Source organism: Priestia sp. FW507-14D1A (assembly GCF_058781295.1).
Genome location: NZ_JBYSWQ010000009.1, coordinates 61,761 through 71,813 on the forward strand (window position 1 = coordinate 61,761; position 10,053 = coordinate 71,813).

At 36.4% G+C, this 10,053-nt stretch carries 12 protein-coding genes; 3 read left to right on the top strand and 9 right to left on the bottom strand.

Annotated features, from left to right (window positions below):
- Positions 1 to 20: 20 nt before the first annotated feature.
- Together AC3WJG_RS23595 and AC3WJG_RS23600 are read right to left on the bottom strand one after the other, a co-directional pair.
- A complete protein-coding gene (locus AC3WJG_RS23595) occupies positions 21 to 1,019 on the bottom strand; it encodes a LacI family DNA-binding transcriptional regulator (protein WP_028410213.1) in 999 nt (332 codons plus the stop codon).
- A gap of 137 nt (positions 1,020 to 1,156) precedes the next feature.
- Entirely contained in the window at positions 1,157 to 2,488 is a 1,332-nt protein-coding gene (locus AC3WJG_RS23600; RefSeq protein ID WP_102813476.1) for a prolyl oligopeptidase family serine peptidase, read from the bottom strand.
- Positions 2,489 to 2,758: 270 nt separating this feature from the next.
- On the opposite strand from AC3WJG_RS23600, the gene AC3WJG_RS23605 reads away from it, so the two are divergent.
- Positions 2,759 to 2,968, top strand: coding sequence for an alpha/beta-type small acid-soluble spore protein (locus AC3WJG_RS23605; RefSeq protein ID WP_016762907.1), 210 nt, complete (start codon positions 2,759 to 2,761; stop codon positions 2,966 to 2,968).
- Positions 2,969 to 3,195: 227 nt separating this feature from the next.
- Here AC3WJG_RS23605 and AC3WJG_RS23610 read toward each other — a convergent pair whose 3' ends face one another.
- From AC3WJG_RS23610 to AC3WJG_RS23625, 4 genes are all read right to left on the bottom strand, one after another.
- Entirely contained in the window at positions 3,196 to 3,423 is a 228-nt protein-coding gene (locus AC3WJG_RS23610; protein WP_028410211.1) for a hypothetical protein, read from the bottom strand.
- Between the two features lie 75 nt (positions 3,424 to 3,498).
- Positions 3,499 to 3,990, bottom strand: coding sequence for a YflT domain-containing protein (locus AC3WJG_RS23615; protein ID WP_028410210.1), 492 nt, complete (start codon positions 3,988 to 3,990; stop codon positions 3,499 to 3,501).
- A gap of 174 nt (positions 3,991 to 4,164) precedes the next feature.
- The gene (gene cls, locus AC3WJG_RS23620; protein WP_028410209.1) at positions 4,165 to 5,616 is read right to left on the bottom strand and encodes a cardiolipin synthase; all 1,452 of its coding nucleotides are present in this window, start codon (positions 5,614 to 5,616) and stop codon (positions 4,165 to 4,167) included.
- Between the two features lie 468 nt (positions 5,617 to 6,084).
- Positions 6,085 to 6,915 (bottom strand): GNAT family N-acetyltransferase, encoded by an 831-nt coding sequence (locus tag AC3WJG_RS23625; protein WP_136790488.1) that lies wholly within the window; start codon positions 6,913 to 6,915, stop codon positions 6,085 to 6,087.
- Positions 6,916 to 7,063: 148 nt separating this feature from the next.
- Between AC3WJG_RS23625 and AC3WJG_RS23630 the strand changes: the two genes are divergently transcribed.
- Together AC3WJG_RS23630 and AC3WJG_RS23635 are read left to right on the top strand one after the other, a co-directional pair.
- Entirely contained in the window at positions 7,064 to 7,237 is a 174-nt protein-coding gene (locus AC3WJG_RS23630; RefSeq protein WP_013081589.1) for a hypothetical protein, read from the top strand.
- A 160-nt stretch (positions 7,238 to 7,397) separates the two neighbouring features.
- Positions 7,398 to 7,934, top strand: coding sequence for an SH3 domain-containing protein (locus AC3WJG_RS23635; RefSeq protein ID WP_028410207.1), 537 nt, complete (start codon positions 7,398 to 7,400; stop codon positions 7,932 to 7,934).
- Between the two features lie 53 nt (positions 7,935 to 7,987).
- On the opposite strand, the gene AC3WJG_RS23640 is transcribed toward AC3WJG_RS23635, so the two are convergent.
- The 3 genes from AC3WJG_RS23640 to AC3WJG_RS23650 all read right to left on the bottom strand — a co-directional run.
- Entirely contained in the window at positions 7,988 to 8,110 is a 123-nt protein-coding gene (locus AC3WJG_RS23640; protein ID WP_081085221.1) for a YjcZ family sporulation protein, read from the bottom strand.
- Positions 8,111 to 8,339: 229 nt separating this feature from the next.
- Complete coding sequence (locus AC3WJG_RS23645) at positions 8,340 to 9,101, bottom strand: M15 family metallopeptidase (protein WP_492588636.1); 762 nt, start codon at positions 9,099 to 9,101, stop codon at positions 8,340 to 8,342.
- A gap of 208 nt (positions 9,102 to 9,309) precedes the next feature.
- Positions 9,310 to 10,053: 3D domain-containing protein (locus AC3WJG_RS23650; RefSeq protein ID WP_492588638.1), on the bottom strand; the 744-nt coding region annotated here is incomplete at its 5' end.

Consider the following 10,053-nt stretch of genomic DNA (forward strand, 5'->3'; position numbering starts at 1 on the left):
GCTTTTTTACCTTCTCTATTTTATAACTTTTTTACGGACGCACGTTCTACTAGTTCGGGAATAATCGTTACTCGCTGTTTCGCATACTCTTCTTTTTTCATAGACTTTAACAGCTGTTCAAACGTACTAGTAGCCATCTGAGAAATGGGTTGTTCAATCGTTGTCAAACCCGGCTCAGCAATATCAGCATAAATCGTATTATCGAATCCAATTACCGACAGATCTCCCGGGATCGAAAGCCCATGCTTCCTTGCCTCGTTTATGAGCGATACCCCAATTAGATCTGTACATGCAAAGACTGCTGTTGGCCTATTAGGTAAGGAAAGCAGCTGTTTACTGGCTCTCCTGCTATCTTCTACTGTTGAATAACAGCTGATAATGGACTGATTTTCTAGTGATAAATTTGCTTCTGTGAGCGCTTGTTTAAATCCCGCTAATCGTCCTTCACTGCTTTTCCTATCTTTTTCAGTCATAATCGTTACCGATTGATGACCTTTTTCTATTAAATACGTACCTGCGATATATCCTCCGCGAACGTTATCAATTGTCACTACATGCGTTGAAATAGAAGGATGGTCAACTGAAAACAATACAAGCGGTACATCATGCTTCACGATCTTCTTTACGAGCTTCGTATCATTTAGTTCGGTTGCGATAATGATTCCATCTACTTGTTTTTTAAATAAAAGATCTATATATTCATGCTCGCGCGCAGTTTGATGATCTGTACTGCATAAAAAAAGCGTGTATCCCGCTGCTCTAGCACTATTTTCAAAAGCTCTTGCTACCTCCGCAAAAAAAGGATTGGAGATATCAGGAACTAGAACACCGATCGTGTACGTCTTTTTTCCTGTTAACGCCGCTGCAACACTGCTAGGCTGATAATCTAATTCCATCATTACTTCATTTACTTTTTTTATCGTTTTTTCACTAATACGGCCTGTTTGATTGATTACTTTGGATACAGTGGCTATTGATACCCCTGCTTTTTTCGCAACATCGTAAATGGTTGGTTTCACTTTCACTGTTCCTTTCTTCGTGATCTCTTTCCTTATTTTATCACGAAAGTATTCAATCGTTTATTTTAGATACAATCTTTCGTTTTAAAAGAGAAATAAAAAAGCTGTTCAATGTGCAACAGCTTTTTTTAAAATGATTAATTTTTCAACGATTGTTTGCTCATCCATTCCATTATGCTTGTTGTGCTTCCGTTTATTTTAGCGTTGGGTTCATTATTATACAGATATATCCAAGATGAATGTCCATTATATTGATAGGGCGAACCATCATTATTTTTATACAAGCCTGTGGTGTCATGCACATCCTCAAATAGTGATAAATAAACATTATTTGCATGGCTTTTCACCAAACGTTTATAAGTTGGAAGAGTGTTAATTGTTGGCGGAAGGACTGTATCATTCTTAGCGGCTACGAACCAAATAGGTGTTTCTTTCATCTTTTCAATATCTTGATTCGTAATTAATCTATCATTTAGTCCTTCACATACTGGAAATGCTGCTGCAAAGTATTTTGGATAATCACGAATCATAAGCATAGTCATATATCCGCCGTTAGATGCTCCTCCGATATAGATTCTATTGGGATCAATATCAGGGTTTTTAGAAACATATTCTTCAATTAAGGCCATCAGCGATTCTTTATAAATAGAAGTTCCATCCGCTTTACCCGTATAACCATCCATCCATTTTGTTGGCGCTTGCGGTACTAAAACGTAGGCACCTTCAAAATAAGCCTGAGTTTCTTTTGTGATAAAACTAACAGCTTTATTGGCAGATAAGGGAATTGTTGCATCTGTTCCTCCCTCTCCTCCACCATGTAGCCAAATGATTAATGGATTCTTTTTCTTATCCTTTGCCGGCGCATGACTTGCGTATGCTAATTCTATATTTTGATATATACCTTTTTTAATTGTAAAATCATCTACGAGTTCTTTTTTCTCCCCCGCAAACTTTTTCACTACAAGCCCTGACAACTTTCCTTTATTTGTTACCATGTCTTTTTGCTGAGTAATGGTATATTGACTGTCTATCCATGCATTTAATCCTGTACCATATTCATCATAATTTAGTGGTGCTCCTAATGAAACAGCTGGTCCAACTTCCATTTCTAAAACTGCATATTTTCCAGTATGTACGGCTGGTTGTCCATCTTTATCGGATACATAGGCTTTTTTTACTGTACGATCTCCTTGTTCCAATAAAGACGGTTCTAATCGACTATCACTTCGAGCCACATGCACCTTAAACGTTTCTTTTGTAAGTGAATTGGTTGGAACAGGTTCACCTAAGTCAATAATAATTTTTGTGATCGCCGCTCCCCAGTCATAAATCTCTGTCACTGTACGATAGGATGTAGCTTTTTCGTGCGTCTGCTTCGCCAGCGCTGCTTTCTCATAAGAGAGTACAATGCCAATTGCTAAACTCAATGTAATAGCAAATAGTACAGACTTTTTTAACCTTTGATACATGGCAAATCTCCTCCTTTTAAATAGAATAGGAATATTAAAATTTTCCTTCTATCTTAACTATTTTGTAATCGCTTACTTACTTGTGTTCTATTTTACTTGTCCCCTCTCTCTTTCTACACATAATTATTTTCCGTTACCTAGCGGAAACTTTTGGTTCTTTATTCCAGTAAGCATATTCTATAAGTCCCTGAAAAAATTTTTTTATTTTATGTATAAAAACTATCTATTAATCAAATCATAATCTTAACCTTATAAAAGGAGTTGATTATGATGGCAAACAGCAGAAATAAGAGCAGCAACGAATTAGCAGTACACGGTGCTCAACAAGCAATCGATCAAATGAAATATGAGATCGCTAGCGAATTTGGCGTAACTCTTGGTCCTGACACAACTGCACGCGCAAACGGCTCAGTAGGCGGCGAAATCACAAAACGTCTTGTGCAAATGGCTGAACAGCAACTTGGCGGCGGACGTTTCTAAATCACTATCATAAGCAATACGGCTGGAGGAAGAGCGAATGACCGTTCTTCCTTTTCCTATTTTTACATAATCTCTTATCGCGTTTCTTCTCCTCTATATGTATCTAAAACAAAACCTCTCCATAACGTTTACGTTCCATTATATAAGGTTCTCTTTCTCTCACAATAGATTGTTTATGATAAAACATAAAAAGAAGTCCCTTTTATAGGAACTTCTTTCATCTCACTCTATAAATGTGCAAGCTCTTTAGATATCTTTTCGGTCTTTGCTTTTAGCTGCTCTTGCTGACCTTCTAAGTCAGCAAGAACAGCTAGCACTTCCGTATTCTCTGGTTCTTCTTCATACTGTTTTAACGTAGCAACAAGAGACTGTGAAACTTTGATGAGCTTCTGATTAACTTCTTGCTGCTGTTTTAAATAGTCAAGTTCATATTCCGTTTTTTCTAGATTTCTCATCGGTCCCCTTCCTTTCGTTAACTAGCTTTTATTTAAGAACGCAGTCTTTTATTATCGCATTTGGTTACTTCAACATTACCTTATTTTATTTTCGTGATTGCCGTATAACATTTTTTCATTCATTGGGTCAGCTGATTTTTCAGCAGGTGTCACTGCTTGTCCTAGAGCTGAATTGTGTTTATCATGCTCAACTGCGTCTACCATCAGCAAAACTTTTCCTTTTTTAAGATCAGATACATATGAGGAAGCTTCTGCAGCAGGTACACCATATTCGGTTAATTGATTTTCGATTCGATTAACATCTTGATCCATTTTTTCTTCAGACGGAGTAAAAGCATTTTTTATTTTCTCCATAAAGGATTGATGGTGTTTTGAGTGTTGATCTGTATCAACTGTTTGCACATCAATTCCTGCAGAATGCTCAATCGCTTCTGTATTTTCATGACGCAGGCCACTGTTTGTCAAAACAGAAAGTGCACTGTCCGGATATCCCTGTGTTTTTAAATTTCGAATCGCTGTAATAACGGCTGCCTCTGAATCATACGTACCTACTACATTTTTTGTCATTTTCTATTCCTCCTAGGTATTATCATTTTTTAGCTTGTTATAGTATTAATACCCTTGGATTTTTTGGTAAAACTTTTTAACTTTATCTCTAGCTCTCCTTACAAGGAGAAACCAATAAAACAACAGACCTGAATCTAAAAATTCAAGTCTGTTTCATGATATCAATGATTTGTATTACAAAATTGGTGACAGTAAGCGAGATACCGCTTCTTTAAATTTTATAAGAAGAGAGCGCTCTTTATATCGTTCGAGCGTTAATTTTGAACTGCACTGCACATCTTCAAGAAACAGGTTCTGCAACTTTTTGGAAATAGGCTGGTCATATACAACTGCATTCACTTCAAAATTAAGGCTGAAACTTCGTGGATCAATATTCGTCGTTCCTACAGAAGACACTTCATTATCTACTACAATCGTTTTAGCATGCAAAAAGCCTTTTTCATAGAGATAAATATGCGCACCATACGTCAGCAGCTCGCCGACGTGAGACCACGTAGCCCAATAAACAAAAGGATGATCGGGTTTGTTTGGAATCATAATATGAATCTCCACTCCAGATAATAAAGCAATTTTACAAGCATCCATAAAGCTTGCGTCTGGAATAAAGTAAGGCGTTTGAAGGTACACACTTTCTTTGGCCGACATAATCAATGAGATATACATGTTTTTCAGATGCTGAGTAGTCGAGTTTGGCCCGCTTGCTACAATTTGTACAGGAACCGTTCCAGAATGAGTTTCTGTACGATGCAAAAATTGTTCCAGTTCAATTGGCTGTTTTGTTGCTTGATGCCAATCTAAAATGAACCTCCCTTGAATATCGTTCACTGACTCTCCTTTAATGCGAAAATGAGTGTCTCTCCAATAACCCATTTTTGGATTTAACCCTAAATATTCATCTCCTACGTTAAATCCTCCTATGTATGCTACTTCACCATCAATAATACAAAGCTTTCGATGATTTCGATTGTTAATCCGAAAATTAATTAAGCGAAGAATTGAAGGGAAAAATGCCTGTGCTTCGCCGCCATATGAAATAAGCTCCTTAAAAAATGATGGCGTCATTTTTCTAGATCCTACTTCATCATAAAGAACACGAACCTTTATACCTTCTTTTGCTTTTTTTGTTAGCTCATCTCTTAATTTTTTGCCAAGATTATCTCGTTGAATAATATAATATTGAATATTAATTTCTTTTTTAGCATTTCGAATGTCCTCAAACAATGCATCAAATTTCTGATTACCATCACTAAAGATATCAATTTCATTGTCAGTGCGCACGAGTGACTTAGAAGAATTTAAATTAGTAAACAGCAGTTTATTATGTTGAATCAATAAATCATTTCGATATTCATGGGTAGCTTTAAGTTCTTTTAATTGTTCATCTACTGAAGATCTTAAATATTCCCGCTCATCAGATGATAACTTATAAAAGTTCTTCTGTTTTAGCTGTCTTCCAAAGAATAGATATACAATAAAGCCGACAATCGGTATAAAAAATAAAATAAGAAGCCACGCCCATGTAGATCCTATATCTCTTCGTTCGATGAAAATAAGAATACCGGCTAATAAAACATTAATAGCTGTTACAACAGATACACTTAGTGTAAAGATATGGGCAAATTCCATCCTATTACTCCTTTCTTTCTACTGCATTGCTTTATTAACTCATTTCCGTTTTTAACGCTTTCATTCACTTTACTATACATAACACAGATTGCTTCCTTTTTCACCTTTAGGATTCAAATTTTTTCTTTTTTGCTACACTAAAAATGTGAAATATTTCTTTTATGGTGTATTAAAAACAAGGGGGGAGATAATTTGTTTTTTTCGTTTATTTTTCTTAGCCTCATCAATGTATTTGTCAGTATTAGCCTGGGGTATACGGCTTATCAATTATTTAGAAAAGCATTTATTGGAGGTATTCTTACGTGTATCCTTGCTTGCAGCGCTCCTATCATGTTTGTATGGCCTTCCCTGTTTCTATCAACGGGCATATCACTTTTTCTCTACTTTCTCATTATTTACTCAAAAAAGCACATATCATCTAATATATAAATAAAAAACACGAAAATCTAAGATTTCCGTGTTTTTTATCTACAAGCTGTATACGTAATAATCCTGCACGTGATATGAATTGAAACCGCATGTTTCGTAGAGTTGCAAAGCGCGTTTGTTTTTTGCTTCAACCTCAAGAAATATATCATATCCTAGCCGAAGCTGCTTTAAAACAACTTGTTTTAAAGCAGCTTTTCCTATTCCCAATTTTTGATAAGAAGGTAAAATACCAAATCCATAAATCCATGCTTCGCTTTTATCATACGATACCCTTAACTTTCCAACCGCTTGACTATTGTACTCTACGATAAAATGAATTTGCTGTTCTTCCGTTTTCGTTTGTTCATAATAAGCAGCTGCTTCTGTTAAAGACATACCAAAGCATTCCACATCAACTTGCATTTCCATTTTCATATCAGTATCTGATTGGGAAGAGCGAAGTGTAACAAAGGGATTATCATCTTCCAATTCTTTTTTTGTCCACTTCATTTGATATTCTGAAAAAGTAAATGAACATGGAATTTGCTTTAAGAACTTCCTGCCTGAAACCGAATCGCCAGGAGCATTTAATAAAATCTCTGTATACCCACGCTTCTTACATATATGTAAAGCTTGAGAAAACAGCTTTGAAAAAATCCTTTTTCGGCGATAGCTAGGAGCGACCATTCCGCATATTTCTACTGTATTCCCAAACCCATAAAGACCAATAAACCCAACAAGCTGATTATCTTCATAATGAAAAAAATCGTTAACTTCATTTTGTTTTCGACTTCGTAACATATCAAAATTCAGCTTCAGCTCTATGTGCTCTTCTTGTTCGCAAATAGACTGTAGCTTTTGTATATCTTCTAACACATGTTGTTCTAACATAAAACGCCCCCTGCATTCTTCTTTTTATTATAAGTTCGGCTTTATTTAACTTTTTCCTTTCATCTTTAGCGCAATAGTCGAATAATTATAGGGTAAAAGCAAGATCAAAAAGCATATAGAGTAATCAAACTAAATAGGCGGGGTGCTTATGAAAAAGACCATTTTAATAAGTTTTATTGCACTAGTTGCTTTAACCATTATTTATTGCCTGCAGAAAGAATTTATTTTCGCTTTAGCTTTGTGGAGCATTTATGGAACAGTATTATCTGTTTTTGTATATTTTTCTTTTTACAAATCAACGGAAGATCGCGAGGAGGAGTAACAATAAAACTATTAAAAGGTCGGTGAAATAAACTTTTTTACAGACCTTTTATAAATTTACAACTGGGATATATGTTGGTAACAACTTAGAAACAAGTAACCCTTATTCTTAGTGTTATAGAAAAGTTATTACCTATTTCACTAAGGAGTTGGATATTTGTATGAAGACAATTACAAAATCTATATCAGTTTTAGCATTAGCAGCGGGCTTTACTTTTTCATCTCTATCTGGAACACTGCCATTCACTCACGAGCAAACAGCAAGTGCAGCAGAAAAAATAAACGCACCGTTTAGCGTATATGAAGTGACCGCAAACGTACTCAATATACGTTCAAAACCTAGCACTCAGGGAAAGATTCTTGATACATTAAGAAAAAAAGATCAAATTGAAGTAGTCAAGTTTGTAAATGCAGACTGGGCTGCCATTAAAATAATTGGCGGCACCGGATATATCAGTACTTCCTATTTAATGAAAGTCCCTACTACTGTTCATACAGCTGCTAACCTTAATTTACGCACAGGGCCTAGCACAAGCAACAAAGTTGTAACAACTATTCCTAAAGGAAAAAGCGTCAGCTTCTTAGCTTGGGGCTACTCCAAAGATAACAAGCTTTCATTTGATTGGGCTTTTGTAGAATACAACGGCTTTAAAGGATATGTAAGCACTTCGTACTTACAGTTACCTACTTATAGATAAAAACAGATAACTCCCTTGAATTATTTCAAGGGAGTTTATTTATGGACACCTTATTAATAGTGCCCTGCCCATGAAGCACCGATGATAATTAGTAAAATAAATAGCACAACGATTAGCGCAAAGCTACTTCCGTGACCTACTCCGTACCCATAACCATAACCTCCGTAAAAACTCATTTTCTTTCACCTCCCTTTTTTGTAGAATATGTGAAGGGAAATGAAAACGAACATGAGTATTCTTTATCACAAAATTCATTATAATTTATAAACGTTAACTCTTTTACTAGTAAGGCATAGGATATAGCATCCCGTGGTTCATCTCTACATCTTTCCCTCATTCCACCTTTTAAAGTAAGGATAAATTTCAGCAATACAAAAAAAGAAGAGTTTATATCACTCTTCTTTTTTATTGAACCGGATTATCAACTTGCATGTAGTCGTTATAATATTCTTCTAACGTAATTCCTTTCTTAGACACTTTAGAGGCGAGTTCTTTTCCGACAAATCGTATATGCCACGGCTCATATTTATAACCTGTAATCTGCTGCTTTCCTTCTGGATAGCGAACAATGTATCCGTATTTATATGAATTTGCTTCAATCCATTTGGCTTCTGGAGTATCTTTAAAACAATCTTGAGCCGCGCACTTACCGGTGCTGCTTGATACATCTATACTTAAACCAGTCTGATGTTCACTGCTGCCTGGGTGAGCGCTGTAATGATTAGCTGCCGCTTCTCCATCTTGTTTTATATACGCTTGATAAAGAGATTCTTGACGGCTTTGAGAACGATAGGCAGAAACACCGGCTAAGTAAATTCCTTCTCGTTCAGCAGCTGAAAACATCCTTTCTAATGCTTTTGCTGCTTCTGTACGCATTTGGCGCTTTTCAATTTTTTCTTTAAATATAAACCGAACGTCCGGGTATACAAGGTCAGTGGGTTCATAGTGATCAGGAAGAAGATTTTGCTTGTTTACTAACACAGCAATGGATTCTGGGTTCCCTACAGTTTCTATACTATTCTGCTTCTGTTTAGAAGAAGATAAAGGATTATGATTAGACGTATTCAAATGATCATCGTGCTGAAATAATCCCTGATAGCCTAGATACGAGAATCCTGCGATAACACCCAGCACTATTAGTAAAGCCATTTTTTTATAAAGTTTCATATTTCTATACTCCTGACATATTTTCAGCTTTTTAGGACACTCAAACATTGTATATAAATCAAGAAATAATTACTAATATAACAAACTAATTCCTACTATAAATTTTAGTATGCCCGGACCTAATTTTTTCAAACGTTCATTTTAAGCATAAAAAAAGAGATGTCTCCTAAAAGACATCTCTCTTTACTTCTATTCTATAAGACTAGTATTAGTCGATAACTGTAATTTTAACTGATCTTCTGCCCCAGTCTTGTGCAGCACTATCTGAAGAAACGAATACATCAATTCGATTTCCTTTAATTGCGCCACCTGTATCTGCTGCTACAGCTTGACCATAACCTTCAACGTATACTTTTGAACCTAATGGAATAACGCTAGGATCAACCGCAATTACTCGTTGATTTGGATTTGATTTTAAATTTACTCCAGTAGCTGTTGTACCACTGCATCCAGCACAGTTAGCTGTATAAGCTGTTGCTTCAACAGTCATAGACTTGCCGCTAGCTTGCTGTTGAGACTGCTGTTGCTGTTGCTGAGCTGCTTGCTCTTGTGCTGCTGCTTGAGCTTGCTCTTGTTCTTTTTGTGCCTGCTCTTGTGCTGCCTGTGCTTGTGCTGCTGCTTGAGCTTGCTCTTGTTCTTTTTGTGCCTGCTCTTGTGCTGCCTGTGCTTGAGCTTGCTCTTGTTCTTGTTCTTTTTGTGCTTGCTCTTGTGCTGCCTGTGCTTGTGCTGCTGCTTGAGCTTGCTCTTGTTCTTGTTCTTTTTGTGCTTGCTCTTGTGCTGCTTGAGCTTGCTCTTGTTGTGCTTGCTCTTGTGCTACCTGTGCTTGTGCTGCTTGAGCTTGCTCTTGTTGTGCTTGCTCTTGTGCTGCCTGTGCTTGTGCTGCTTGAGCTTGCTCTTGTTGTGCTTGCTCTTGTGCTACCTGTGCTTGTGCTGCTTGAGCTTGCTCTTGTTC

Bases quoted from the DNA above. Each gene is read 5' to 3' on its own strand.
- AC3WJG_RS23630 (WP_013081589.1), top strand. From the start codon at position 7,064: ATGAAAAAGACCATTTTAATAAGTTTTATTGCACTAGTTGCTTTAACC.
- AC3WJG_RS23645 (WP_492588636.1), bottom strand. From the start codon at position 9,101: ATGAAACTTTATAAAAAAATGGCTTTACTAATAGTGCTGGGTGTTATC.
- AC3WJG_RS23600 (WP_102813476.1), bottom strand. From the start codon at position 2,488: ATGTATCAAAGGTTAAAAAAGTCTGTACTATTTGCTATTACATTGAGT.
- AC3WJG_RS23610 (WP_028410211.1), bottom strand. From the start codon at position 3,423: ATGAGAAATCTAGAAAAAACGGAATATGAACTTGACTATTTAAAACAG.
- AC3WJG_RS23615 (WP_028410210.1), bottom strand. From the start codon at position 3,990: ATGACAAAAAATGTAGTAGGTACGTATGATTCAGAGGCAGCCGTTATT.
- AC3WJG_RS23605 (WP_016762907.1), top strand. From the start codon at position 2,759: ATGGCAAACAGCAGAAATAAGAGCAGCAACGAATTAGCAGTACACGGT.
- AC3WJG_RS23640 (WP_081085221.1), bottom strand. From the start codon at position 8,110: ATGAGTTTTTACGGAGGTTATGGTTATGGGTACGGAGTAGGTCACGGA.
- AC3WJG_RS23625 (WP_136790488.1), bottom strand. From the start codon at position 6,915: ATGTTAGAACAACATGTGTTAGAAGATATACAAAAGCTACAGTCTATT.
- AC3WJG_RS23635 (WP_028410207.1), top strand. From the start codon at position 7,398: ATGAAGACAATTACAAAATCTATATCAGTTTTAGCATTAGCAGCGGGC.
- cls (WP_028410209.1), bottom strand. From the start codon at position 5,616: ATGGAATTTGCCCATATCTTTACACTAAGTGTATCTGTTGTAACAGCT.